This window comes from Variovorax sp. FW301-JW7, assembly GCF_058788795.1.
The window spans coordinates 1-24,043 of record NZ_JBYTBC010000026.1; the positions used below are offsets into that span (position 1 = coordinate 1).

The 24,043-nt window shown below is 69.5% G+C and carries 21 protein-coding genes; 11 read left to right on the top strand and 10 right to left on the bottom strand.

Features of this window, described 5'->3' with window-relative positions:
- Positions 1–211: 211 nt before the first annotated feature.
- Entirely contained in the window at positions 212–1,900 is a 1,689-nt protein-coding gene (locus tag AC3WQM_RS31525; protein ID WP_492683798.1) for an InlB B-repeat-containing protein, read from the bottom strand.
- 171 nt (positions 1,901–2,071) lie between these two features.
- On the opposite strand from AC3WQM_RS31525, the gene AC3WQM_RS31530 reads away from it, so the two are divergent.
- The 3 genes from AC3WQM_RS31530 (at position 2,072) to AC3WQM_RS31540 (ending at position 5,047) form a co-directional block, all read left to right on the top strand.
- The gene (locus AC3WQM_RS31530) at positions 2,072–2,464 is read left to right on the top strand and encodes a hypothetical protein (RefSeq protein WP_492683799.1); all 393 of its coding nucleotides are present in this window, start codon (positions 2,072–2,074) and stop codon (positions 2,462–2,464) included.
- Between the two features lie 104 nt (positions 2,465–2,568).
- Positions 2,569–3,177: a response regulator transcription factor gene (locus tag AC3WQM_RS31535; RefSeq protein ID WP_492683800.1), complete on the top strand. Its 609-nt coding sequence runs from the start codon at positions 2,569–2,571 to the stop codon at positions 3,175–3,177.
- Between the two features lies 1 nt (position 3,178).
- The gene (locus tag AC3WQM_RS31540; protein ID WP_492683801.1) at positions 3,179–5,047 is read left to right on the top strand and encodes a sensor histidine kinase; all 1,869 of its coding nucleotides are present in this window, start codon (positions 3,179–3,181) and stop codon (positions 5,045–5,047) included.
- Positions 5,048–5,055: 8 nt separating this feature from the next.
- On the opposite strand, the gene AC3WQM_RS31545 is transcribed toward AC3WQM_RS31540, so the two are convergent.
- Positions 5,056–5,970 (bottom strand): alpha/beta fold hydrolase, encoded by a 915-nt coding sequence (locus AC3WQM_RS31545; protein ID WP_492683802.1) that lies wholly within the window; start codon positions 5,968–5,970, stop codon positions 5,056–5,058.
- A gap of 298 nt (positions 5,971–6,268) precedes the next feature.
- Between AC3WQM_RS31545 and AC3WQM_RS31550 the strand changes: the two genes are divergently transcribed.
- From AC3WQM_RS31550 to phaP, 6 genes are all read left to right on the top strand, one after another.
- Entirely contained in the window at positions 6,269–7,309 is a 1,041-nt protein-coding gene (locus tag AC3WQM_RS31550; protein ID WP_159275467.1) for an AraC family transcriptional regulator, read from the top strand.
- Positions 7,310–7,845: 536 nt separating this feature from the next.
- Positions 7,846–8,625, top strand: coding sequence for an esterase/lipase family protein (locus tag AC3WQM_RS31555; protein ID WP_095948796.1), 780 nt, complete (start codon positions 7,846–7,848; stop codon positions 8,623–8,625).
- Between the two features lie 52 nt (positions 8,626–8,677).
- Positions 8,678–10,390: a long-chain-fatty-acid--CoA ligase gene (locus AC3WQM_RS31560; protein WP_492683803.1), complete on the top strand. Its 1,713-nt coding sequence runs from the start codon at positions 8,678–8,680 to the stop codon at positions 10,388–10,390.
- Positions 10,391–10,429: 39 nt separating this feature from the next.
- Entirely contained in the window at positions 10,430–12,046 is a 1,617-nt protein-coding gene (locus AC3WQM_RS31565) for a wax ester/triacylglycerol synthase family O-acyltransferase (RefSeq protein ID WP_492683804.1), read from the top strand.
- 47 nt (positions 12,047–12,093) lie between these two features.
- Positions 12,094–13,434, top strand: coding sequence for an MFS transporter (locus AC3WQM_RS31570; RefSeq protein ID WP_492683805.1), 1,341 nt, complete (start codon positions 12,094–12,096; stop codon positions 13,432–13,434).
- Positions 13,435–13,478: 44 nt separating this feature from the next.
- Complete coding sequence (gene phaP / locus AC3WQM_RS31575) at positions 13,479–13,928, top strand: TIGR01841 family phasin (RefSeq protein WP_095948792.1); 450 nt, start codon at positions 13,479–13,481, stop codon at positions 13,926–13,928.
- A gap of 39 nt (positions 13,929–13,967) precedes the next feature.
- On the opposite strand, the gene AC3WQM_RS31580 is transcribed toward phaP, so the two are convergent.
- From AC3WQM_RS31580 to AC3WQM_RS31590, 3 genes are all read right to left on the bottom strand, one after another.
- Positions 13,968–15,296: a porin gene (locus AC3WQM_RS31580; protein ID WP_492683806.1), complete on the bottom strand. Its 1,329-nt coding sequence runs from the start codon at positions 15,294–15,296 to the stop codon at positions 13,968–13,970.
- Positions 15,297–15,447: 151 nt separating this feature from the next.
- A complete protein-coding gene (locus AC3WQM_RS31585; protein WP_492683807.1) occupies positions 15,448–16,680 on the bottom strand; it encodes a CaiB/BaiF CoA transferase family protein in 1,233 nt (410 codons plus the stop codon).
- 4 nt (positions 16,681–16,684) lie between these two features.
- Positions 16,685–17,647 carry a Bug family tripartite tricarboxylate transporter substrate binding protein gene (locus AC3WQM_RS31590; RefSeq protein WP_492683808.1) on the bottom strand — a complete coding sequence of 321 codons (963 nt, stop codon included), beginning with the start codon at positions 17,645–17,647 and terminating at the stop codon, positions 16,685–16,687.
- A 96-nt stretch (positions 17,648–17,743) separates the two neighbouring features.
- Between AC3WQM_RS31590 and AC3WQM_RS31595 the strand changes: the two genes are divergently transcribed.
- Both AC3WQM_RS31595 and AC3WQM_RS31600 read left to right on the top strand, forming a co-directional pair.
- Complete coding sequence (locus AC3WQM_RS31595; RefSeq protein WP_492683809.1) at positions 17,744–18,643, top strand: LysR family transcriptional regulator; 900 nt, start codon at positions 17,744–17,746, stop codon at positions 18,641–18,643.
- A gap of 175 nt (positions 18,644–18,818) precedes the next feature.
- A complete protein-coding gene (locus AC3WQM_RS31600; RefSeq protein WP_492683810.1) occupies positions 18,819–19,511 on the top strand; it encodes a peptidoglycan DD-metalloendopeptidase family protein in 693 nt (230 codons plus the stop codon).
- Between the two features lie 13 nt (positions 19,512–19,524).
- Here AC3WQM_RS31600 and AC3WQM_RS31605 read toward each other — a convergent pair whose 3' ends face one another.
- From AC3WQM_RS31605 to AC3WQM_RS31625, 5 genes are all read right to left on the bottom strand, one after another.
- The gene (locus AC3WQM_RS31605) at positions 19,525–20,724 is read right to left on the bottom strand and encodes a PrsW family intramembrane metalloprotease (RefSeq protein ID WP_492683811.1); all 1,200 of its coding nucleotides are present in this window, start codon (positions 20,722–20,724) and stop codon (positions 19,525–19,527) included.
- Positions 20,721–21,281: a hypothetical protein gene (locus tag AC3WQM_RS31610; protein ID WP_492683812.1), complete on the bottom strand. Its 561-nt coding sequence runs from the start codon at positions 21,279–21,281 to the stop codon at positions 20,721–20,723. Before AC3WQM_RS31610 ends, AC3WQM_RS31605 begins: the two co-directional genes overlap by 4 nt.
- A gap of 59 nt (positions 21,282–21,340) precedes the next feature.
- Positions 21,341–22,582, bottom strand: coding sequence for a porin (locus tag AC3WQM_RS31615; RefSeq protein WP_492683813.1), 1,242 nt, complete (start codon positions 22,580–22,582; stop codon positions 21,341–21,343).
- Between the two features lie 56 nt (positions 22,583–22,638).
- Positions 22,639–23,649 carry a YeiH family protein gene (locus tag AC3WQM_RS31620; RefSeq protein ID WP_369645936.1) on the bottom strand — a complete coding sequence of 337 codons (1,011 nt, stop codon included), beginning with the start codon at positions 23,647–23,649 and terminating at the stop codon, positions 22,639–22,641.
- A 7-nt stretch (positions 23,650–23,656) separates the two neighbouring features.
- On the bottom strand, positions 23,657–24,043 hold a 387-nt coding region (locus tag AC3WQM_RS31625; RefSeq protein WP_492683814.1), incomplete at its 5' end, for a zinc-binding dehydrogenase.

Below are 24,043 nucleotides of genomic sequence, written 5' to 3' on the forward strand. Positions count from 1 at the left end.
TGAAGCCTTCAGGCTCACAAAGCGGGTGGGTCAGTATTCGACGGAAATCTAGGGTCAGAGATTGGCGGAATCCAACATCGTGGTATTTATTATGGTATTTGAGTCGTAAGTCGTTGCAAGGAAACGATTTGTCGCTCTCACACTCTCCGCCATCAGCCTGCTGCTCACGCAGGCGCGCGATCAGGGCAAGCCGTTTGCCCCCTCACGCAACCTACCTCCCTGACCCGTACCTCCGCACCAGAATGCGCGTCCCATTCGCAGCCTCAAACTGCTGCCAAGCCAACACCGCATTCCCCACTTCATTCATCGCCAGATCCGGCGAAGTCGCAATCTCGTCCGTGCCCTCCTGAGCCACAGGCGTCCCCCAGCCATCCGCCAGCGTGTGCCGGGCCGCATAAAGATCGCTCGTCCCCACCCCATTGCCCTGCGCCCACGCCACGAGCGCATTGGTCGCGTCGTCCACGCCCAATGCAGGCAAGCTCGCCAACGCCTGTGAAGCCGCTGCCCGCACCACACGGTCCGCGCTGAAAGCAGCCCCCGGTGCCGCCGTCGCCGCCATGAGCGCGTTGTCCTGCCGCCCCCAGCTCACGACCGCCGCACCCGCCGCATTCATGCGCAGCACGGGCGTGCTCAACAGCGCCTGCGTGGCGACGAACGGTGCGCCCACCCGCGCGGTGCCGACCTGCCAGGCACCCCCCGAGAAGCGCTTGAACCACACGGCGCTCTCCCACTGGTTGCTGCCGCCGGGCAGGTCGGCTTGGCCCCAGGCGAGTAGCGCGTTGCCGGCGGCGTCGATCGCCAGGTCGTGGGCGCCGATCGAGTGGCCGGTGCCGGTGTCGGGCACGAGTTCGGTGGCGGTGGTCCAGGTGCCGCTTGCGTTGGCGCGGTTGGTCCAGAGCGAGGCGCTGCTGCCGTCGGAGCGCTTCCACACCGCGACCGATTCGCCCGACCCCGCGACCACGACGGCCGGGTCGCCGTCGACGCTGCCCACGACCTCGTTGGTCTCGATGAGCGCGGCGGTGCCCCAGCCGCCGGCCGGGGTGTAGCGGTTGGCGTAGATGCTGAAGCGCGTGCTCGGGCCGATCTGCGACCACACGGCGACGGCGTTGCCGTTGGCGTCGATGCCCACGCTGGCGTTGCCGACGATGCCGGTGCCGGTCTCCAGCAGCGCGGGGCTGCCCCAGCCGCCCGCGGGGTCGACGGGCAGTGCCCACAGGTCGTAGCCGGTCACGGAGCTCAGCTGGGTCCACAGCACGACGGCGCGGCCGCTGGGCTTGTCGATGGCGATGCGGATGTCGCGCACGCCGCCGGTGTTGGCCTCGAGGCGCTGCGGCGCGGTCCAGCCGCTGCCGGGCAGGTAGCGGCTGCCCCACAGGCGATCCACCTGGGGGTTGCCTTCGACCTGGCGCCACACGACCAGCGCGCGACCCTCCGCGTCGATCGCGGTCTTCGGCAGGCTGGCGCCGCCGGCCGACAGCGCCGACGCATCGCCCCAGCCGATCACCGGTGGTGCGGCGACGAAGGTGGCCGTCACGCCGAGCGCTGCGTCCATCCGCACGGTGCAGGTGCTGGCGTTGCCGCTGCATGCGCCGCCCCAGTTGCCGAGCACCTGTCCCGCGGCCGGCGTGGCTGCGAGGACGACCTCGGTGCCCGCATTGAAATCCGCACTGCAGCGGTCGGTGCAGTCGATGCCCGCGGGCTGCGATCCGACGCGGCCGTTGCCGGTGATGCCGACCTCCAGGCGATGCGTCACTGCCGCCGGCGGGGGCGCGGGCGGAAAGACGCCCAGGGGCGGCAACGCGCCGCCGCCCGATCCCCCGCCACTACCTCCGCAGGCCGCCAGCAGGGCCAGCACCCCTGCGCACACCATCCACCGTCCGTAGCTGCTCGTCTTCGTCATGTCTGTGTTCCTCCTCATCCGCTGGCGCCGGGGCCCGGCGCCTTCTGTGCTTGCTTGTTCGTTCAAGAGGGGCGGATCGTAGGGACGGCTGCCCGTGTGGCCCATAGCACCTTCGGGCACCTGCCCGAAGGTGCTATGGGCCGCTGCAAGGTGTCCCGATAGGCTGCTGGCATGACCTCTTCACGCACGCTCTTCTGCCTGCCCTGGCTTCTCATGGCTGCCGTTCTGGCAGGCGGATGCGCTTCGCATGCCGTGACCGACGACGCCATCGTCACGAACACCTCGCGTGCGTTGGGCCTGCCGCCGCAGGCGTTCACGATCTCGAACCGGGCCGACAGCGGTGTGCAGACGACCTTCCAGGCCCGCACCGACGGCGGGCGGGTCTACAGCTGCTACGTGGAAGGTTCGGTGTCGGTCGTGGGCCGGGTGGTCAGCGATGCCATCTGCCAGGAGATGCGCCAGAGCGACGCACCCGCGTCCGCACGCCGCCCCGCCACGCGGCCGACGACCAGCCCCGCACCGGCGTGCAATGCGCTGCTGCGCGCTGCCGGTCGCTGCAACTGAGGCTTCGCGAAAGCCGGCGTGGCACCGACGCGCCGGCGTAGACAACAATGGCGCCCTACGAGGAGAGGGCGCGGGCCGGGCCCGCACCCGAGGATCACGGCACCATGAAACTCCTGCTTGTCGACGATCACCCGCTGTTCGGTGTCGGCTTTGCGCATGCACTGACGCACGCCCGCCCCGACTTCGAAGTGCAGACCGCGCTCTCGCTGGCCGAGGGCGTAGCGCGGGCCTCGCAATGTGCGCCCGACATCGTGCTGATCGACTACCGCCTGGGCGATGAAGACGGCCTCGAAGGCCTGCGTCTCTTCGGCGCCCGGCATCCCCTCGTGTCGCGCCTGATGATCTCGGGCGACGAAGAACCCGCACTCGCCGCCCGCGCACGCGCTGCGGGAGCAGCGGGCTTCATCGGCAAGTCGCGCTCGGTGGCGCACATCGCGGCGGCGCTGGACGAGGTGGCCGCCGGTGGCGAGGCTTTCGATGTGCTGGCCTCGCGCACCGGCCCACAGGTCGCGAGCCTCACGCCGCGCCAGCTCGAAGTGCTGCTGCTGGTGGCGCAAGGCCGCCAGAACAAGCAGATCGCCGCCGAGCTGGCGATCGCGGAGCGCACGGTCAAGCTCCACATCACGGCGCTGCTCGACACGATGGACGCGCGCAACCGCACCCACCTGCTGGTCCAGGCGCGGCGCGCGGGGCTGTGGCTGGCGCAGGAATGAGATGAGCGCGTCGTCTCCGGTGCAGGCGCCTTCCAAAACCGACATGTTGGCGGAGGAGGTCGCGGCGCCCGCCCCGCACGCACGCCTCCGCGCGTGGTCGGCCCTGTCGGACCTGCAACTCGAGCAGCTGACGCAGATGATCCGCTCCACGCCGTGGTCGTGGATGCTGGCCGCGGTCGGCGGCTTGCTCTGCTACCTCGAGTACGCAGCGGGCCCCGACAGCCCGCGGGTGCAGGCGTGGCTCGTCGTCTACGGCCTGGTCATCGCGGCGCGGATGGGCCTCTGGCTGGCCTGGGCGGTGCGGCCCGGGCTGCGCGCGAACCTGGCGGCGATGGTGTGGCCCGTCATGACCAGCAACCAGCTGCTGGCCTTGCTCTGGGGCGTGCTCAGTGCGCTGCTGTGGCACGAGGGGCCGGCGCAGGCCGAGGCCATCCTTCACATCGCGATGGTGACGGTGTCGCTGGGCGGCGCGATCCGCCTCTCGACGATCGGGCGGGCGGCCGTGGCCTATGTGGTGCTCATCCTCGGCCCGCTGGTGCTGCGCGACATCTGGTTCGGCGGCAGCTACCACCTGGCCATGGCGCTGATCGTGACGCTCATCGGCGTCTACACGCTGCTGAGTTCCCGCGAGCTCTCTCGTGCGCTGCACGAGATCCAGGCGCAGCGCCGGCGCAATGCCGAACTGGTGACCGCGCTGAGCGCCGAAAACGAGCGCAGCCGCTCGGCCCGACAGACCGCCGAAGAAGCCGTGGCCGCGCGCATGCGCTTCTTCGCCTCGGCCAACCACGACCTGCGCCAGCCGCTCAACGCGATGGCGCTGCTGGCGCAGACGCTGCACACGGTCAGCACGCAGCCGCAGGTGCAGGCGCTCTCCGAGCAGCTGGTGGCCTGCGCCGACGGCATGACCGACGTGGTGGACGACCTGCTCGACATCACGCGCGCCGATGCCGGATCGATCAGCCCGCAGTGGTCGCTCTTCGCCATCGACGCGCTGCTGCGCGACTGCTGCCGGCCGCACCAGGCTGTGGCCGCGGCCAAGGGGCTGACGTTCGAACTGGCCATCGACCCCGCCACCGTCCGCAGCGACCGCGCCTTGCTCACGCGTGTCGTCACCAACCTGCTGGCGAACGCCATCCGCTACACGCACCAGGGCACGGTGCGGATCGGTGGCCGGGTCGACAACGGCCGGCTGCGGCTGGCCATCGAAGACACGGGCATCGGCATCGCGCCCGAGCACCTGTCGCACGTTTTCGACGAGTTCTATCAAGTCGACAACCCCGCGCGCGACCGGCGCCTGGGCTACGGCCTGGGCCTCGCGACCGTGAAGCGCCTGAGCGAGCTGCTCGACCTGCGCGTGACCGTGCGCTCGCAGCCGGGGCAGGGCAGCGTGTTCGACGTGCAGGTGCCGTTGGCCGATGCGGCCGAGAGCGACCGGGCGGGCGACGCCGAACGGCTCGCCGCGTCATCGACCGCTGCATTGGCCGCGCGCGTGCTCGTGCTCGACGACGACCAGAGTTCGTTGCAGGCGCTGCAAGGGCTGCTGGCCTCCTGGGGCGCGGAGGTCCGCGCCGCGAGCGACATGGCGAGCGCACTGGCGTGCCTGCAGGCGGGCTTCCGGCCCGATGCGCTGGTGGTGGACCTGCGGCTCGGCCTGCAGGCGAGCGGCCTCCAGGCCATCGCGGACCTGCGCCTTGCGTTGAACGAAGCCGACCTGCCCGCGTTGATCGTGACCGGCGACGTCGGCGGCGATTCGCTGGCGGCGGCACGCGAGGCCGGCCTGCCGGTGCTCGTCAAGCCGGTGCGGCCCTCGCAGCTTCGCGCCTTCCTGGGCCATGCGCAGGCCTGGCGGCGAGAGCGCGCGCCCGACTGAACGCTGGATCAGCGGCCCACGACCGCGTGCCCCGCAATCGCATCGATCACCGGCGCCCACGTCACCTTCGGCAGCGCGTGCCCCATGCCCTCAATGGTCACCATCCGCGCGCCGGGCACGTGGCGCGCCACGTCCTTCCCGCATTCGATCGGCACCAGCGGATCGACATCGCCATGGATCACCAGCGTCGGCGCCTTCAGCGACGCCAGCCGTTCCCTGCGGCTGCCTGACGCGATGATGGCCGCGAGCTGGCGCGCGTAGCCGGCCGGGTGCAGGCCGCGTTCGAAGCTGCGTTCCGCGCGCGCGGCGTCGAGCGCCTCTTCGTCCGGATGCGAGCCGGCACGCAGCACCTTCATCACCTGCTGCTGGCGCGCGATGTAGCCGTCGCGGTCCAGCGGCGTGGGCGTGAGCAGAACCTGCAGCGCCTGCGGTTGGGGCGGCGGCAGGTCGGGGGCGCCGCTGGTGGCCATGATCGACACCAGCGTGCGCACGCGCGCCGGATGGCGCAGCGCGATCTCCTGGCCGATGGCGCCGCCCATCGAGGCGCCGACGATGTGGGCGCGATCGATGCCCAGCGCATCGAGCAGGCCGACCGCATCGTCGGCCATGTGGGCCAGCGTGTACGGCACCTGGCTCGCGCTCACCGGCACGCCGGCCAGCGCCTGCCCGAGCAGCTTGGCCATGTCGGGAATACCCGCGGCGCTCAGGCGCGTGGACTGTCCGATGTCGCGGTTGTCGAAGCGGATGACGCGGTAGCCGCGACCGGCCAGGCGCTCGCAGAAGGCTTCGTCCCACGCAATCATCTGCGTGCCCAGGCCCATGATGAGCAGCAGCGGTGGCGCCGCCGGATCGCCGAAGCAGTCGTAGGCCAACTCGATGCCGTTGGACGAAGCGAACGAAGGGGAAGAGGGGTCGCGTTGCATGGGGCGTGGCGGTGAAAAGGAAGGGGAGAGAAAGGAAGAGAAGCGAAAGGCAACCGTCGCGCGTTGCGCTTTGTGCCCTGCGGCCGGGACGGTGTTTCGTGGACGATCTTTCCGTGGGGCCCCGCAGCGAGAAAGGTTCGTTCAGACCAACCGGGAGTGACTTCGGGACAATTTGGCGCTATCGGGAAACTCCGAGTCTGCGCGTGCGGAACGCTTCGATATCCTGCGACGACCTTGGAGTGCGAGGCCAGTGGCGGCCCGCCATCGAAGGCATGTGTTCTGAAGGGATTGAATCGTCGTGCATCGTTCGCCACCCGACTTCGCGTCACGCGTCTACGGACCCCAGCGCGTCGCAGCCATCGTCGCCACCCTGGTCGAAGAAGGCATCGCACCGGAACAAACCCTGAGCGGAAGTGGCCTGACGGAAGACCAGCTGCGCGCACCGGCGACGCGGATTTCCTACGAGCAGGCGGCCGTGGTCTTCCGCAACGCGGTGCGTCTGGCGCCCGGTCCCAGCATCGCCTTTCGCGCGGGCATCCGCATGCACCTCACGGCCTACGGCATGTACGGCTACGGGCTGCTGAGCAGCCCCACGCATGCCGACCTGATGGACTTCACCATCAAGTACAACCGCGTCATGGGCCCCGTGGCCGGGCCGGTGTCGTACACCTGCAGCGGCGGCACCGCGGTGCTGCCCTACGAGGTGCTGCTGTCGTCCGACCCGCAAGACCCGCTGTACCGCTTCGCGCTCGAGTTCGCCTTTGCGGTGCACCTGCGGCTGGGGCGCGATCTCTTCGGGCCGTCGTTCGGTCTTTCCGCATTGCATGTGCGCTTTGCCGAGCCCGAAGATCTGAGCGCCTATCGCACGCTGTTCTGCTGCCCCGTGGCGTTCGGCCAGCCGCGCGACGAACTGCATGTGGGCTCGCCGTGGGTGGGCCATCCCTCGCGGCTGCCCGACTCGGTCACGCATGCGATGGTGAGCGAGATGTGCCAGCAGGTGCTGGCCGATCTGCCGCGCTCGGGCGGTGTCTCGTCAGTGGTGCGGCGCACGCTGATCGACCACATGCCCTGGCGCTTTCCGACCATCGAGCCGATGGCTTCGGAGCTGTCGATCCATCCGCGCACCTTGCGCCGACGCCTCGAGACCGAAGGCACGACCTACCGTGGCATCCTGGCCGACGTGCGCCGCGTGCTGGCCATCGAGTACCTGCGCACCACGCGCATGACCACCGAGGAAATCGCTGAGCGGCTGGGCTACAGCGACGCCTCGAACTTTCGCCACGCCTTCGTGCGCTGGACCGGGCGCAGCCCGCAGGACTACCGCGCGGCGAAGGCCTGAGCCACGCCTGCGCGATGCCGCATCGGGCATCGTGAATCACCGCTGATCCGCATGCGCGCGCCCTCGTGCGGCGTTCGCGTGGCCGTCGATCCACACATCTGTTCGCAGTTGTGAGACGCGCCTGCGCGGCGTTCGAACACGCGTCCCGAAATCACCGCGAAGTGGTCGCATCGCACCTTTCCTTGTCGACGTCGCCGCGAAAAGATGGCGCCCAGAGCAACGACAACAAAGTGCCCGATCCGAGCCTCGCTGAAGGCCCGGACGAGGCCGACAGGAGACAACAACATGGATGCACCTCGCGCGTGCCGGCATGCCCGGCACGGACTGGACGCACGCGGCGGGTTCACACCATGCATGCGAGCCGACTCACAGGCAGGGCGCCGCCGTTGCGCGTCGCCTGTCTCTCTTTTCCCCGATCTCGATCCTCTCTCGAACGACCGCCCGACCGGGTAGCCGTGTGCATCGCGTCTGCACGTCGGGCTTTTTCTTCGCCTCTCTTTTTCTCTTTTTCCTTTCCCTCCACTCCCGAGATGACCATGACCGAATCTTCTTCGATGGCCCCGCCGTCCCGCCGCCTGCTGATGCTCGAGTGGCGCGCCGTGGCGGAGCTGTCCGCGTTCTTCACCATGGCCCCGATGCTGCGCATGGCGCCTGCGGGCGACGGGCATCCCGTGCTCGTGCTGCCCGGCCTCTCGGCGAGCGATGCCTCGACACAACCGCTGCGCGCCTTCCTGCGCGACCGCGGCTACCGCGCGCACGGATGGAAGCTCGGCCCCAACTTCGGCCCGCGTCCCGGCGTGGAAGACCAGATGCAGGAGCGCCTGGCCGAGCTGCACGAACGCTACCAGCGCAAGGTGAGCATCGTCGGCTGGAGCCTGGGCGGCGTGTTCGCACGCGAGCTGGCACGGCGCGCGCCTTCGCAGGTGCGCAGCGTCATCACGCTGGGCAGTCCGTTCGCCGGTGAGCCGCGCGCGAGCAACGCGTGGCGGCTGTACGAGATGGTGAGCGAGCGCAAGGTCGAGGACTGGCCCGAGCGCGAACGCATGCGCACGCCGCCGCCCGTGCCGGCCAGCGCCATCTACAGCCGCAGCGACGGCATCGTGGCCTGGCAGGGCTGCCGCGAACGCGAGACCGCGACCTCCGAAAACATCGAGGTCGAGGGCAGCCACTGCGGCCTCGGCCACAACCCGGTGGTGCTCTACGCCATTGCCGACCGGCTCGCACAGCCCGAGGGCCAGTGGAAGCCCTTCCGCCGCGAAGGCCTGCGCCGCCTGCTGTACCTCGATCCGCACCGCGACGTGCGCAAGGCCGCCTGACGCGCCGCACCACAGACCGACTCCGTCACTCATTCACTTCCTGGAGACGCACATGAACAGCAAGCCCTGGCTGGCTTCCTACCCCGAAGGCGTGGCGTGGGACCACGCGATTACGCCCACCTCGGTCCAGCAGATCCTGGCCGACGCCGTGGCCGGTTTTCCCGACCGGCCGGCCATCGACTTCATGGGCAAGCGGCTGAACTACCGCGAGCTCGGCGCGCTGGTCGACCGCGCCGCCAAGGGCTTGCAGGCCCTGGGCGTGCGCCCCGGCGTGCACGTGGGCCTGTTCCTGCCCAACACGCCGCACTACCTGGTCGCGCTGTTCGGCGTGCTGCAGGCGGGCGGCACGGTGGTCAACTACTCGCCGCTCGATGCTGCGAAGGTGCTCGAGCACAAGATCGAGGACAGCCAGACCGACTTCCTCATCACGCTCGACCTCGCGGCGCTGTACCCGCAGATGGCCGCCATGCTCGGCAAGACACGGCTGAAGAAGCTCATCGTCGGCAACCTCGCCGAGATGACGGGCGCGCCCGAGCAGGTGGCCGCGCAGATGAAGGCGAAGAACGAGACGGTCGAGATCTCGGGCGACGAGCACCACCTGCGTTTTTCCGAGCTGCTCGACAACGACGGCCGCTACACGCCGCACCCCCTCGGCGATCCGCGCGAGGCGCTGGCCATCCTGCAGTACACGGGCGGCACCACCGGCCTGCCCAAGGGCGCGATGCTCACGCACGCCAACCTGTCGTCGGCCTGCGAGCAGGTGGTGATCACGCAGTCGGGCACGCCGCCCGTGCTGCAGATGGGCACCGAGCGGCTGCTCGCGGTGCTGCCGCCGTTTCACATCTACGCGCTCACGGTCAACCTGCTGCTGGGCGTGCGCCTGGCGGCCGAGATCGTGCAGCACCTGCGCTTCGACCCCAAGGCCGCGCTGCGCGACATCGCCGAGAAGAAGCTCACCACCTTCTGCGGCGTGCCCACCATGTTCACCGCGGTGATCGGCGACCCCGACACGCCGCAGTACGACCTGCATTCGCTCAAGCTGTGCAACTCGGGCGGTGCGCCGCTGCCGATGGAGGTCGGCGAGCGCTTCCGCGCCATCACCGGCACCTGGCTGGCCGAAGGCTGGGGCATGACGGAAACATCGCCCACCGGCACTTTCTCGCCCGCGCACGGCCAGCGCAAGGCCGGCTCGTGCGGCATTCCGCACCCGGGCGTGGTCATCAAGATGCTCGACCTCGAAGACCCCACGCGCTACGTGCTGCTGGGCGAGAAGGGCGAGATGTGCATCCAGGGCCCCAACGTGATGAAGGGCTACTGGAACAAGCCCGAGGCCACGGCCGACAGCACCACCTTCGACGGCTTCTTTCGCACCGGCGACGTGGGCTACATGGACGAGGACGGCTTCGTCTTCATCGTCGACCGCTGCAAGGACATGCTGCTGTGTAGCGGCTACAACGTCTATCCGCGCGTGCTCGAAGAGGCCATCTACCAGCACCCGGCCGTGCATGAGGTGGCGGTGATCGGCGTGCCCGACGAATACCGCGGCCAGTCGCCCAAGGCCTTCGTCACGCTCAAACCCGGCGCCGAAGCCTTCGACATCAAGGCCCTGCAAAGCTTTCTCAAGGAGCGCGTGGGCAAGCACGAGATGGTGCAGGCCCTGGAGATCCGCGCCGCGCTGCCCAAGACGGCGGTGGGCAAGCTCTCCAAGAAAGACCTCGTGGACGAAGAGCTGCGCAAGCAGGCCGTCGCCGCGGCCACCGCCTGAACGGCACCCCCCAATCCCACCGACGAAAGAGGCCACGCCATGGACCACCTGAGCAGCATGGACGCGTCGTTCCTGCACCTTGAAACCCCCGAGACGCCGATGCACGTCGGCAGCCTCATGCTCCTGGACCTGCCCGAGGGCTACCGGGGCGACTACTACGAAGACGTGAAGGGCATGCTGGGCAAGCGGCTGCACCTGGCGTCGGTGCTCACGCGCAAGCTCGCGCAGATGCCCTTCGAGCTGGCCGAGCCGGTGTGGATCGACGACGACGACATCGACCTGGACTACCACGTGCGCAGCCTCACGCTGCGCCGCCCCGGCACCATGGAGCAGCTGCACCACCTCGTGGCGCGCCTGCATTCCAGCCTGCTCGACCGCAGCCGCCCGCTGTGGGAGATGTACGTCATCGAAGGCCTGGAGAACGGCCAGGTGGCCTTCTACACCAAGGCCCACCACAGCGGCGTCGACGGCAAGGCCGGCACCGAGCTGGCCAAGGTGCTCTACGACACCACGGCGCAGATGCGCGAAGTGCCGCCCGCGCGCCGCAAGCGCGGCAGCGGCAGCCACTACCAGCTCGGCGTGGCCGAGCTTCTGCAGGCGGCGGTGTCCAACTCGGCGCGCCAGTACCGCAAGCTCGCCGAGCTGCTGCCGGCGGCCGCGCGCGCGCTCACGGCGGCCGGCAGCGTGCTCGCGAGCCAGCAGACCGGCAAGGGCGAGCGGCGCCTGAGCCTGGGCATGGCGCCCAAGAGCATGTTCAACGACGCCATCACCAACCAGCGCTCGTACAGCACGATGTCGTTGCCCTTCGACGAACTCAAGGCCCTGGGCAAGCGCGTGGGCGGCACCGTCAACACCATCGTGATGGCGATGTGCAGCGAGGCGCTGGCCCGCTTCCTCAAGGACCGCAACCTGCTGCCGAAAGAGGCGCTGATCGCCGGCGTGCCCGTGAGCCTGCGCGCGGAGGGCGACGACGCGATGAACAACCAGGTGTCGATGGTGCGCGTCGACCTGGCGACCGACATCGGCGATGTGGCCGAACGCTTCAAGGCGATCCATGCCTCGTCGGAGGCGGCCAAGGCCGTGGTGCGCGAGCTCAAGCCCGTGCTCGGCGTCGACATGCCGATCACCGGCTCGCCCTGGCTCATGACCAGCCTGGCGTCGCTGTACGGCCGCTCCAACCTGGCGCGCCGCGTGCCGCCCGCGGCCAACGTGCTGATCTCGAACGTGCCGGGGCCGGGCGCCACGCTCTACGTGGCGGGCGCGCGGATGATGCACTTCTACCCGGTGTCGATCCCGTACCACGGCAGCGCGCTGAACATCACGGTGCAGAGCTACGCGGGCTCGCTCGACTTCGGCCTCACGGCCTGCCGCCGCATCCTGTCGCAGGAAGAGTCGTACGAGCTGATCGGCCACCTGCGCGCGGCGCTGCGGCAGATCGAGCGGCTGCCCAGCGTCGAGGCGACGGCCAAGCCGGCGGTCGCGAAAGAGGTGCAGGCCGAGGCCGTGCCCGCCAAGGCCCCGCGCCGCGCGAAGGCGCCGGCCGCCGCCAAGCCGCGTGCCACCGCTGCGGCGGCCGCACCCGCCAGCAAGAAGCCCCGCGCGCCGCGCAAGACGGCCGCTCCCGCCAAGGGCAAGCGCGCCGCCGCCGCTGCCTAGCCGTCCCGCGATCCCTTCACAGACCGACCCCAAAGGAAAGCAAGACCATGACCCCCACTTCTGCGCAGGCCCCCGCCCGCGCGCCGTACAACGCGGCGGATGAGGCTTTGTTTTCGAAGGTCAGCTGGCACCTGCTGCCGCTGTTGATCCTCTGCTACATCGTCGCCTTCATCGACCGCATCAACATCGGCTTCGCGCAGCTGCAGATGAAGCAGACGCTGGCCTTCAGCAACGAGGCCTATGCGCTGGGCGCGGGCATCTTCTTCATCGGTTACTTCCTCTTCGAGGTGCCCAGCAATCTCATGCTCGAGAAGATCGGCGCGCGCAAGACGCTGCTGCGCATCATGTTCTGCTGGGGGCTCGTGGCCTCGGCCATGATGTTCGTGGAGACGACCACGCAGTTCTACGTGCTGCGCTTCCTGCTGGGCGCGTTCGAGGCGGGCTTCTTCCCGGGGATCATCCTGTACCTCACCTACTGGTACCCCTCGGCTCGGCGCTGCAAGGTGATCTCGATCTTCATGACGGCCACGGCCATCGGCTACCTGCTGGCCGGCCCGCTGTCGGGCTGGATCATGAAGTACATGAACGGCCTGGGCGGCCACCACGGCTGGCAGTGGCTGTTCGTGGTGCAGGGGCTGCCGGCCTCGGTGCTGGGCCTCGTCGCGTTCTTCTACCTGAAGGACAAGCCCGAGCAGGCCAACTGGCTCACGCCGTCCGAGAAGGTCGCGCTGCGCCACCACCTGGACAACGAGCCGCATGCAGTGGAGACCGCCTCGCACGGCTCGTTCTGGGCGCTGCTGCGCGACCCCAAGGTGTTCACGATGGCCTTCGTGTACTTCCTGTTCCTGGGCGCCAACTACACGCTGGTGTTCCTGGTGCCCACGCTCATCAAGAACTGGGGCGTGGGCGACGTGTTCATGGTCGGCCTGCTGTCGGCCATTCCGGCAGTCTTCGGCGCCATCGGCATGGTGTTCGTCGGGCGCAGCTCCGACAAGCACCTGGAGCGGCGCAAGCACTTCTTCTTCTGCGTGGCGCTGGCTTCGGCCGGCCTGCTGGTGGCTGTCTTCAGCGGCGGCAACCTGGTGCTGGCGCTGGCGGGCCTCGCGGTGATGAGCATCGGCCAGTCGGCCAACACACCGATCTTCTTCGCGGCCATCAGCGAGTACCTGCCGCGCAAGTCGGCGGCTGGCGGCATCGCGTTGATCAGCAGCCTGGGCAATCTCGGGCCCGCCGTGATGCCGGTGATCACCGCGTGGATCACCACCGCCTCGGGCAGCTCGGACAACAGCATGTTCCTTGCGATCGGGCTGTGGCTGTCGTCCGGCGTGGTTCTGCTGCTCGTCATGCGGCCCGCCGCTGCGCGCCGCTCGCAGCTCGCGACGGCCTGATTTTTTCGTTACCTGCTATTTCACTCACCAAGGAGATTCAATTCATGGCAACCAGCAAGAACGCAGCCAACGCCAACCCGCTCTTTCCGACGGCGCTGCCGTCGATGGAAGACTTCAGCAAGCTGATCGAGCAGCTCAAGCTGCCCGGCGTGGACGTCGGCGCGCTCGTGGAGTGGCAGCGCAAGGACATGGAAGCCCTGGCCGAGGCCAACCGGCAGGCCTACGAGGGCATCCAGTCGCTGGCGCAGCGGCGCGGCGAGATCCTGCGCGACACGCTGGCCCAGTGGCAGGACGCACTGAAGGACGCCACCGGCAAGGACGCCATCTCCAAACAGGCCGAGGTCGCGCAGCGCGGCGTGCAGCAGGCCGTCGACAACTTCCGCGAACTGGCGCAGCTGGAGGCGCAGGCGCGCAACAACAGCTGGAAGGTGGTGCAGGACCGCCTGAACGAGAACATGGCGAACCTGCAGCAGCTGCTGCAGCCGAAGAAGTAAACGCCAGAACGCCACGCAGGATGTCTGCGTGGCGTCCGTTCAGAACGCGTGGCGGATGCCGACGTCGTAGCCCATCGACGAGCGCGGCGCCCAACCCGCGGCCTGCGCGGTGCCGCCCGCGAGGTAGCTGGGCGAGCCGCCGGTGATCGCGCCCATCACACCGGGGTTGTTCCAGCCGTTCTTGATGCGGATGCGCGACACCGAGGCATACAGCGCGGTGCGCTTCGAGAGGTTGTGCACATAGCCCAGCGCGATCTGGTTGGCCGTGGTGTCGCGGTGGCCGTTCAGGCCCCACAGCAGGCTGTTCAGGTCGGTCGCAGCCGGCGCACCGTTCTTGTACTTCACCGAGGCGTACGACGCGCGGATGAGGCCGGCGCCCACGGGCACGCTCACGCCGAGCAGGTAGCCGTCGTACCGGTCCTTGCGCGTCGTGGTGGTCATGAACGGAACGGCCAGACCCGGCAGGTTCTGCAGCGCGCCGGTCTCGTTCTTGTCCTGCACGCGCGAGACTTCGGCGAACAGCTTGGCGGGACCGAAGTCGTACGACGCACCCAGGTTCAGCGAATTGATCTTGCGTTCCTGCGCGGCGGTCACGAGGCCCAGCGCGTTGAGCGTGGTGCTGTCGGCGGCCGTGCTCTGGCTGTAGGCGATGGCCATGTCGAGCGGACCGTTGGCGTAGCCGAAGCGTCCGCCCACGAAGCGGCCCTTGGTCGACGGCGTGCCGGCCTGGTCGCTGCGCTTCGTGTTCTCGTGCAGCGCGTACTGCAGCTGGCCGTAGACGCCGCCCAGGTTCGGCGGCAGGAAGTAGCCGATCGAATTGCCGGTGCGCACGTAATTGTCGGTCGCGCCCACCACCGAGCCGGGCCCGGCGACGGCGGCCAGGCGGCTGTTGATGTTGGCCATGAGGTTGGTGCCCACGCCCTGCGTGCCGAAGGGGCTGAACACGGTGTCGTTCCAGAAGGTCGCGGCGTAGTCGCGGCCCAGCCGCACTTCACCGAAGGGCCCCGACAGGCTCACGGTCGAGCGGCGGTTGAAGTTGTCGATGCCCTTGGCACCGTCGTCGTTCGAGATGCCCGACTCCAGCCAGAAGCTGGCCGCCAGGCCACCGCCCAGGTCTTCCGTGCCGCGAAAGCCGATGCGGCTGCCTGCATAGCCCGAGTTCGACAGGGCGGTCTGGCTTTTCTTCACGCCGCCTGCTGCGTTGGCCGGCGGCACCGCGAAGGGGTTGGGGCTGTGGTACGTGCTCTTCGACGTGTAGCGGCTGATGCCGACGTCGACGATGCCGAACACCGTGACGGACGATTGGGCCGATGCGGCACCAGCGGCGGTGAGCAGGGCGAGGGCGGACAGGGCGTGATGTTGCTTCATGGCAGGTCTTGCGTTGCGTGCTTCTTCAGGGATGAACGAGGCCGCTGGTGCGCATTGCTGCGTTCCAGGGCTCGGGAGTGCCGAAGGGCGTGTGCCCTTCGATGACTTCGGTGCGGTGGGGGAGGCGCGCGTCAGGGCGCGCCGTGGGCGCTCAGGCCGCGGGTTCGCTCGCCGCGCCGTCGGCGAACATGGCGGCGATGGTCGATGCCTCCAGCCCGGCTCCGGCGAGGAGGCGGCGTGTGTCCGCGCCGCGACGCACCGGTGCGCGCAGCGAGGGCGTCAGCGGTTCGCTCGACGTGAAGCCGATGCCGGGAACCGGCACCCGCCGCGAGGTGTGGGACAGCGACAGTTCCACATGCGGCCAGTCGCGCGCCATCTGTGCCGCCGCCTGTGCGGGGCGCATCACCGGCGTGGCGGGCACCTCATGGCGGGTCAGCAGCGCATCCCATTCGGCCACGGTCCGTGCGCCCAGTGCCTGCCCCAGCAACGCCTGCGCGCGCGTCACATCGCGCTGCTCGGCGGCCTCGTGCAATGCCGACAGCAGCGATGCGTCCGTACCGGCTTCGCGCAGCGCGTTCAGCAGCCCCACCGCCTGGTTGGCCGCATTGCAGACGATGGCCAACTGGCCGTCGGTCGCCTCGAAGGTGCCCGACAAGGGGCTGCCGGAAAACGCGGTCGACGCACTGCGCGGCATCTCCATGCCGCTGACCAGCGGCCCGGCGTAGGTGGGCGCCATCAGCGTGAGCGCCGCGCCCATCATCGACACCTGGAGCCACTCGCCGCGTGTGCGTGCCTCGCCGTTCGTGCGGTCGCGCCGGTAGAGCGCGCTCATCACCGCCAGCGCGGCCTGCTGGCCCACGGCGTAGTCGACCAGGGGGAAGCCCACCCGCTGCGGCTTGCCGTCACTGCCGGCGTTGGCGGCCATCAGGCCGCTGGCGGCCTGGATGACGTGGTCGTAGGCGCGCCGATCCGAGTCAGGCCCGAAGCCGGTGATCGAGCAGACGACCAGCTGCGGATGGCGTTCGATCAGTTGCTGCGGATCGAAGCCGAGCGCCGCCAGCTTGCCGGGCCGGAAGTTTTCCAGCAGCACGTCCGCACTGCCGATCAGCGCTGCCAGCGCCTCCTTGGCCCGCGGGTCGCGCGCATCGAGGGCCAGCGACCGCTTGCCCGCGCCCTGCGTCACGAAGGTCTCGCCCAGCCCGAGGGTGGTCAGTTCGGCGTCCAGGCCCTTGGCGCGGATCATGTCGTCGCCGTCGGCGCGCTCGATGCGGATCACCTCGGCGCCGAGCAGGCCCAGCTGGTAGCCGGCGAAGGGCCCGGCCAGCACGTGCGTCCAGTCGATGACGCGCAGGCCTGCGAGGGGTGTGGTGGTGTTCGATGCCATGACGTCACTCCGGCTTGACGCCGCTGCTCTTCACGTAGCGCGCCCAGCGCGCGATCTCTTCCCTGGCGAAGCGGCGGCTTTCTTCCAGCGTGAAGGCCAGTGGCTGCGTCCCGTTGCTGGCGCGCAGCTGCACCGACTCCGGCGACGCCAGCGATTTGCGGACCGCGGCATTCAGCATCTCGGCGACAGGCGCCGGCGTGCCGGCAGGCACGAACACGGCGGTCCATCCGGCGAGCTCGAAATCGGCCATGCCTTGTTCGCGGAACGTGGCCACGTCCGGCGTGGCCGGATAGCGCTGTGCGGCGGCCACGGCCAGCGGCTTCAACTTGTTGCCGTCGATGAAGACCTTGGCCACCGACGCGTCGGAAAACGCGAAGTCGATGTGCCCGCCTGCCAGGTCCGTCAGCGATTGCGGGTTCGACTTGTAGGGGACCGTGACGGCATCGATGCCTGTCGCCTTGCGGAAGATTTCGCAGGCCACCTGCGTCACGGCGTTGCCGCTTCCGCACCGCAGTTCGTTCGGATGGGCCTTGGCGTAGGCCCGCAGGTCGGCCAGGTTGCGCCACTTGGCGTTGCCCGCGACGTACAGCGAGATCGGGCTGGTGCCCAGGCCCGCCACCATGTCGAACGACCCGGGCTCATAGCCCAGCTTGGCCGGGAAGAACGAAAAGTTGACGGCGTTGGTCGTGGCCGAGCCGATCAGCAGGGTGTAGCCGTCGGGTTTGGCGCGTGCGACCGTGGCCGCCCCCAGCGCACCGTTGGCCCCCTGCTTGTTGTCGATGACGACGGGCGTCTTCAGCAGGTCCGTCAGGTCCTTGGCCAGCACGCGCGCGCCGATGTCGGTGCCGCTGCCCGCGGCGAACGGCACCACCAGCGTGACGGGGCGCGAGGGGTAGGGCGCCTGCGCCCAGGCGGAAGCGGTCCCCAGGGCGCACAGGGCACCGAGGAGGAAGGAACTGCGAAGCATGGTGGTTGTCTCCTGGTCTTGTGGGCTGAACGATAGGTTGCCGACCCGCACGCAGCAACCTACATTTCATGGGGACCTTTTCCACTTTGGAAAACCATGAACTTGAACGACCTCCATCTGGCTGTGGTGATCGCGCGCGAAGGCGGGCTGAGCAGCGCCTCGGCCTGCCTCGGCATTTCACCGGGCACCCTGAGCAAGGCCGTGACCCGGCTCGAGCGCGCCACCAAGGTCAAGCTGTTCGAACGGCTGGCCCGCGGCATGCGCCCCACCGAGCTGGGCCAGGCCTTCCTGAAGCGCGCGCAGCGCATCGACCTGGATGCCTCCGATCTCTATGCGGAACTGCGCGACCTGCGGCAGGCACGCACCGGCGTGCTGCGCTGTGGGGTCGGCAACGGCATCCCCGACCGCTGGGTGCTGCCGGTCGTGTCTGCGCTCATCGAGCGCGGCATCAGCGTGGACCTGTCGGGCGGCAACTCCGACTCGCTCACGCGCGGCGTGGCCATGGGCGAGCTGGAGTTCGCCTTGACCGGCCTGCACAAGAAGCCGCCGGCGCCCCTGGCGTGGGAAGGCCTGCGGGACGATCCCCTGGTGCCCATGGCACCGATCGGCCATCCGCTGGCGCGCACGAAACGCGAAGTTGCATGGGAGCAGTTGGCGCAGGCGCGGTGGATCGTCATGGCGCCCGGCACCTCGACCCACACCGAGTTCGAAGCGAACTTCCGTGCGCACCGGCTCGACCCGCCCGAACCTGTGGGCACCTCGCGTTCGGCCCAGCGCGAGCTGGCGCTGCTGCGCACGCTGGGCGCCTTGATGCCCGTGCCGCGTGCGGTCCTGAAAGAGCCCCATGTCGCGGCGCAGTTCGTGGCGGTCAGCCCCGCAGGCGGATGGCGCTCGACGCGCCGGGTGGGCATCGTGCGGCGCGCCGGCGGCTACCTCAGCCCGTCTGCGTCGCAAGCCATCGAGGCACTGGAAGGCATCCTGCGCAAGGAGCGCTGAGGGCGGCCTGCGCGCGGCCGTTCCTGCGGACGCAATGTCCGCACAACGACTGCTGGTAGCCTTGCCGGATTGCTCAGGCGCGCCTCGCCCCGCGAGGTCGCGCGATCCGGATGAATCAGAAAGGACTCAGCGCGTGGTTGTGACAGGGAGAAGATGGGGCGCGTGCGCCGCGTTGATGGCGGCATTGCTGGTGGGCGCATGCTCCACCACGCCCAGCACGCCGGTGGCGGGCCCCGGCGAGTACGTCGTGCAGACGGGCGACACGCTCTACCGCATCGCGCAGCGGCACGGCCGGACGACGGCCGAGATTGCCCGCTGGAACCAGATCAAGGACCCCGACCAGCTCGAAGCCGGGCAGGTGTTGCGCGTGGTGCCGCCCGGCGGCGCCACGACCGGGGCTGCCACGCCCCCGCCGCGCAGCAGCGGCGGCAGCAGCAGTGCAGAAAAAGCCAAGCCCGCGCCCACGCCCCGCGAGCGCGACCCCGTGGTGCCACCCGCCTCGCGGCGCAGCGACTGGGGCTGGCCGACGCAGGGTGCGGTCATCGCCGGCTTCAACGGCAACAGCAACAAGGGCCTGGACATCGGCGGCAGCAGCGGCGAGCCCGTGCACGCGATCGGCGCCGGCTCGGTGGCTGCGACGGAGACGATGCGCGGCTACGGCAGCGTGATCATGGTCGACCACGGCGGCTCCTACATGTCGATCTACACCAACGTGGGCACCGTGGGCGTGAAGCAGGGCCAGCGCGTGCAGCGCGGCCAGAAGATCGCCGAGATCGGCCCGGCGGAGGGCGGCCGCGCCAAGCTGCACTTCGAGATCCGCTACCGCGGCAAGGCCGTCGATCCGCGCCTGTACCTGCCGGCGAAGTAAGCGAACGGGGCCCTCAGCCCTGCGGCCGGGTGAGCAGGTCGAGCTCGGCCCGCAGGCGGCGCACCGCCACTTCATGGCGCCGCGTCTGCGGCCCGCGCCCATGCGTGCCGGCCTTCAGGATGAGCCGCAGCTGCTCGCGCTGCAGCTGTGCCTTCAGGCGCCGGGCGCGCTTGCCGAATTCCTTGCCCATGTCGCGGCGCACGCGGTAGCGCAGCAGCGGCGCGCCCAGGCGCACCCATTCGTCGTCGCGGATCAGCTCGCGCTCGGGCACGAAGTAGGCCGCCAGCGCGTGCAGGTAGGTGCCGTTCTCGCGCGCGGCGGCGCGCCAGACGAAGGCCGCGGCGATCACCACCGGAATGCCCTTGACGATGAGCAGCAGCGCGATGCCGACAAAGCCGTCGTCGAAGCGGTCTTCCAGCAGCGGCGAGTTCCAGATGAAGTGCATCGCCCACGCCAGCGCGAAGTAGAAGAGGGCGCAGCCGATGCGCGCCGCCATCGGGCGCTGCGGGTTCAGCAGGAACCACGCCACGCCGAACGAGGCGATGGTGGTGTAGGCCGCATGGCTCCACAGCCCGCTCAGCAGCCCGCGCATGAGCAGGTGGTAGAGCACCGGGTACACCTGGTTCTCGAGCGGGAAGTTCACGGCGCTGTTCACCGTGTAGCTCAGGTTCTCGATCACCTGGAAGCCCAGCCCGGCCATGGCGCCGACGATCAGCACCGACAGGTACGTTTCGAACTGGTTGCGCGCGATCAGCACCAGCAGGATCACGCCCGCGAGCTTCAGGAACTCTTCGGTGATCGGCCCCGCGATGGCCGGCCCCCACGCCGCCACGAACTCCGGCGACACCAGCTTGGCGCACAGACTCTGGATGGCGATGTTGGCCGGCGCCGCGAAGTACACCGCGCCCAGCCCGCCCCATGCAAAGGCCAGCACGTAGGCTTCGGGCGGGTGCTGCTCCAGCAGGTCGAGCGTGCGGAAAAACAGCACGAACGCCGCCGTGTAGCCGCCCCACACCAGCAGGCCCAGCAGCGCGGTGACGGGCACCACGCGAAAGCCCAGCGAGAACATCGACACGGTGTAGAACAGGCCGTTGAGGATCAGCGCCGCGAGCAGCCAGAACGCGGCGCGCTGTGGCTGGAAGAACGAGTCGGTGCCGATCGGCCAGTCGGCGTCTTCCTGCGTCGCAACGGTGGCGTCGGTGGCGGTGCTCACAGCGGTGCCTCCAGGTCCATCGAGTCGAGCATCTTGCGGGCGTCGGCCAGCGCTTCGTTGAAGCCGTCGGTGGGGCCGTACACGTCGATCTGCACCAGCGAGCGGCGCGGCGCGTCGACCACCTGCCAGAAGCGGCCGGCGAGCTTGGCGCCGTAGTAGGCAAAGGTCTTGCCCTGCAGGCCCCAGCCGGTGACGAAGTCGGACACGTCGCCCTCGACGGTCAGGCCCTGGCCGCGCTCCATGAGCCGCTGCTGGCGCACCATGGGGCCGTCGGGCCCGCCCATCCACAGGCGCGTGGTCACGAGGAACTTGTGGCCGCCCTTGAAGAGCATGAGCGACTGGCCGGCCTTGGAGCGCGACACGTCCATCTGCCAGCCCGGCGCGGGCTCGAAGCGCGCGTGGGCGACCGACACCGTCTCGCCCGCGGGCAGCGGCCGGCTGCCGGGCGTGTGGTTGTTCCAGAAGGTCAGGCCGCCGACGTACGCGGCAATGGCCAGGAGGATCGCGAGCGCGCCCGGCCAGGTGCGGTACGGGATGCGGCGGGACGGTTGAAGCATCCGTGGATCGTGCCACACCGAGGCGACGGCGCGGGGGCGCCGCCGCTGTTTTCAGGCCGTCAGAAGGCCATGCGAATGCCAACGTCGTAGCCCAGCGCGCGGTGCGGCTGCATGCCGTTCGTGGTCGCGTAGGCCGGCTGCGGGAAGATCGCCGGCAGGCTCAGCACCAGCGGCGTCACGCCCATCACGGTCGGGTTGTTGCGGCCGTTGGCGATGTGGATGTGCGCCACCGAGGCATACAGCGCCGTTCGCTTCGACAGGTTGTGCACGTAGCCCAGCGCCAGCTTGTTGACCGACGAATTGCCGTCCGGCAGGCCCAGCCCGTTGACGAAGCGCACGCGTCCATACGAGGCGCGCAGCATGCCCGCGCCCAGCGGCACGTTCACGCCGGCCATGAGGCCGTCGTAGCGGTCGCTCAGGCGCAGCGAGGCGTTGGCGAAGGGCGTGGCGCTGTGGCGCACGTCACGCACGCGCGACCATTCGCCGAACACCTTCACCACGCCGAAGTCGTAGGAGGCGCCGAGGTTCAGGCTTTTGATCTTCTCGCTCTGCGCGGCGGCGCTGGCCAGCGTGCTCTCGCCGTAGCCCAGCGCCACGTCGGCCGGGCCGCTGGCCCAGCCGATGCGACCGCCCACGTAGCGCCCGCGCTGCGAGGGGCTGTCGGGCGTGTTGCTGACCTTGGTGTTCTCGTGCAGCGCGTACTGCACCTGGCCGTAGAAGCCGCCCAGGTTCGGCGGCAGGAAGTAGCTGATGGCGTTGCTCGTGCGCAGGTAGCTGTCGGTGCCGGCAGAGAGCCCACCGTTCAGCAGGCCGCCCGTGGCCAGCGCGCGCGAGGCCGCGATGTTGCTGTTGACCACCGCGATCAGGTTGGTGCCCACGCCGTTGACGCTGAAGGGGTCGAACACCGCGTCGTTCCAGAACGAGGCCGTGTAGTCGCGGCCCAGGCGCACTTCGCCGAAGGGACCGCTGAGGCTGAGCGTGGAGCGGCGTCCGAAGTTCGTGATGCCGCTGCCCGTGTCGTTGCTCAGCGGCGCTTCCAGCCAGAAGCTCGCGGCCAACCCGCCGCCCAGGTCCTCGGTGCCGCGAAAGCCGATGCGGCTGGACGCATTGCCCGAGGGCGACAGCACCGTCTGGCTCTGGCGCAGCTCGGCCGGGCGCAGCGGGTTGTACGAACTGCTGGTGGTGCGGTAGTGGCTCACGCCCGCGTCCATCACGCCGAACAGCGTGAGCGAGGACTGCGCGAGGGCGGTGCCGGCAGCGAGGGTCGCGGCTGCGGCGGCGATGAGGGTCTTCTTCTTCATGGTCTTGTCTCCTGGTTGTTGTAGGTGTGTGTCGTCGTCGGGATTCGAAACGCGTGTCAGGGAGCCCAGCGCAGCAGCGCGAGCACCAGCGCGGCGATGAAGACGGTCTCGCCGACCATCAGCACCACCGGCTTGAGGCCCACGTCGACCAGCTCGCGCAGCTGCGTCTTCATGCCGATGCCGGCCATGGCCGCCACCAGGAACCAGCGCGACAGGTCGCTGCCCGCGGTAGCGAGGGACGGCGGCAGCCAGCCCGTGCTGTTGAGCGCCACCAGCGCGGCGAAGGCCACCGCGAACCACGGCAGCAGCGGCGGGCGCTGGCCGCCCACGGCCTTGCCGGTGGCGCGCGTGAACATCACGGCGAACAAAATGACCGGCAGCAGCGCGGCCACGCGCATCAGCTTGACCAGCGTGGCCGTGTCGCCCGTGGCCTGCGACATGCCGTAGCCCGCGCCCACCACCTGCGCCACGTCGTGGATGGTGGCGCCCAGGAACACGCCGGCCGTGTGCGCGTCCATGCCCAGGGCGCGTGCGATCAGGGGGTAGGCGATCATCGTGAGCGTCGACAGTGCCGACACGCCCACCACCGTGAACAGCGTGGCGCGTTCCTTCAGCGGATGCGGCGGCAGCGCCGCGGCCAGCGCCAGCGCGGCCGAGGCGCCGCAGATCGCGGTGGCACCGCCGCTGAGCAGACCGAACAGCACGTTGAAACCCATCAGCCGCGCCACGACCATCGACACGCCGATGGTCAGCACCAGCGACACCGCCACCAGCAGCACCGGGTGCCATCCCAGCGCCACCACCTGCGCGGCCGTGATGCGCAGCCCGAGCAGCGCCACGCCCCAGCGCAGCACATGGCGCGCGGTGAACTCGATGCCGGGCTTGCATGGGCCCTCGGCCGAAAGAAAGTTCATCGCCATGCCGAGGATGAGCGCGAACAGCATCACCGGCGCACCGTAGTGCTGCGACAGGAAGGTGGACGCGGCGGCGACCACCGCGCAGGCGAGCACGCCCGGAAAGAGCAGGCGGCCGCGCGCCGGCCATGCGGCGACAGACAGAGCGGTCATGAAAACCTCAGGGCACGAGCACGGTGGCGCCGGTGGTCTTGCGGCCTTCGAGCGCGCGGTGCGCCTCGGCCGCGTCGGCCAGTGCGAAGCTCTGCTGCGGCTCGCTCACGATGCGGCCGGCCAGCACGTGGTCGAAGAGTTCGTCGGCCATGCTGAGCATGTGCGGGCGCGGGTGGATGTAGTGCACCATCGCGGGCCGCGTGAGCCAGATCGAACCCTTGGCGGCCAGGACCTGCGAATCGACGACCACGGCGCCAGATGACGTGCCGTTGCTCACCAAGGTACCGCGCGGCTGCAGGCAATCGAGCGAAGCCTCGAGCGTGTCTTTGCCGACCGAGTCGTACACGACGGGCACGCCCTTGCCGTCGGTGATCTCGCGCACGCGCTGGGCGAT

What these genes read in the sequence shown, in the direction of transcription:
- AC3WQM_RS31545 (WP_492683802.1), bottom strand. Translation starts at nt 5,970, where the DNA reads ATGCAACGCGACCCCTCTTCCCCTTCGTTCGCTTCGTCCAACGGCATC.
- AC3WQM_RS31600 (WP_492683810.1), top strand. Translation starts at nt 18,819, where the DNA reads ATGGCGGCATTGCTGGTGGGCGCATGCTCCACCACGCCCAGCACGCCG.
- AC3WQM_RS31535 (WP_492683800.1), top strand. Translation starts at nt 2,569, where the DNA reads ATGAAACTCCTGCTTGTCGACGATCACCCGCTGTTCGGTGTCGGCTTT.
- AC3WQM_RS31610 (WP_492683812.1), bottom strand. Translation starts at nt 21,281, where the DNA reads ATGCTTCAACCGTCCCGCCGCATCCCGTACCGCACCTGGCCGGGCGCG.
- AC3WQM_RS31595 (WP_492683809.1), top strand. Translation starts at nt 17,744, where the DNA reads ATGAACTTGAACGACCTCCATCTGGCTGTGGTGATCGCGCGCGAAGGC.
- AC3WQM_RS31580 (WP_492683806.1), bottom strand. Translation starts at nt 15,296, where the DNA reads ATGAAGCAACATCACGCCCTGTCCGCCCTCGCCCTGCTCACCGCCGCT.
- AC3WQM_RS31560 (WP_492683803.1), top strand. Translation starts at nt 8,678, where the DNA reads ATGAACAGCAAGCCCTGGCTGGCTTCCTACCCCGAAGGCGTGGCGTGG.
- AC3WQM_RS31585 (WP_492683807.1), bottom strand. Translation starts at nt 16,680, where the DNA reads ATGGCATCGAACACCACCACACCCCTCGCAGGCCTGCGCGTCATCGAC.
- AC3WQM_RS31540 (WP_492683801.1), top strand. Translation starts at nt 3,179, where the DNA reads ATGAGCGCGTCGTCTCCGGTGCAGGCGCCTTCCAAAACCGACATGTTG.
- AC3WQM_RS31530 (WP_492683799.1), top strand. Translation starts at nt 2,072, where the DNA reads ATGACCTCTTCACGCACGCTCTTCTGCCTGCCCTGGCTTCTCATGGCT.
- AC3WQM_RS31525 (WP_492683798.1), bottom strand. Translation starts at nt 1,900, where the DNA reads ATGACGAAGACGAGCAGCTACGGACGGTGGATGGTGTGCGCAGGGGTG.
- AC3WQM_RS31590 (WP_492683808.1), bottom strand. Translation starts at nt 17,647, where the DNA reads ATGCTTCGCAGTTCCTTCCTCCTCGGTGCCCTGTGCGCCCTGGGGACC.
- AC3WQM_RS31615 (WP_492683813.1), bottom strand. Translation starts at nt 22,582, where the DNA reads ATGAAGAAGAAGACCCTCATCGCCGCCGCAGCCGCGACCCTCGCTGCC.
- AC3WQM_RS31565 (WP_492683804.1), top strand. Translation starts at nt 10,430, where the DNA reads ATGGACCACCTGAGCAGCATGGACGCGTCGTTCCTGCACCTTGAAACC.
- AC3WQM_RS31620 (WP_369645936.1), bottom strand. Translation starts at nt 23,649, where the DNA reads ATGACCGCTCTGTCTGTCGCCGCATGGCCGGCGCGCGGCCGCCTGCTC.
- AC3WQM_RS31555 (WP_095948796.1), top strand. Translation starts at nt 7,846, where the DNA reads ATGACCGAATCTTCTTCGATGGCCCCGCCGTCCCGCCGCCTGCTGATG.
- phaP (WP_095948792.1), top strand. Translation starts at nt 13,479, where the DNA reads ATGGCAACCAGCAAGAACGCAGCCAACGCCAACCCGCTCTTTCCGACG.
- AC3WQM_RS31570 (WP_492683805.1), top strand. Translation starts at nt 12,094, where the DNA reads ATGACCCCCACTTCTGCGCAGGCCCCCGCCCGCGCGCCGTACAACGCG.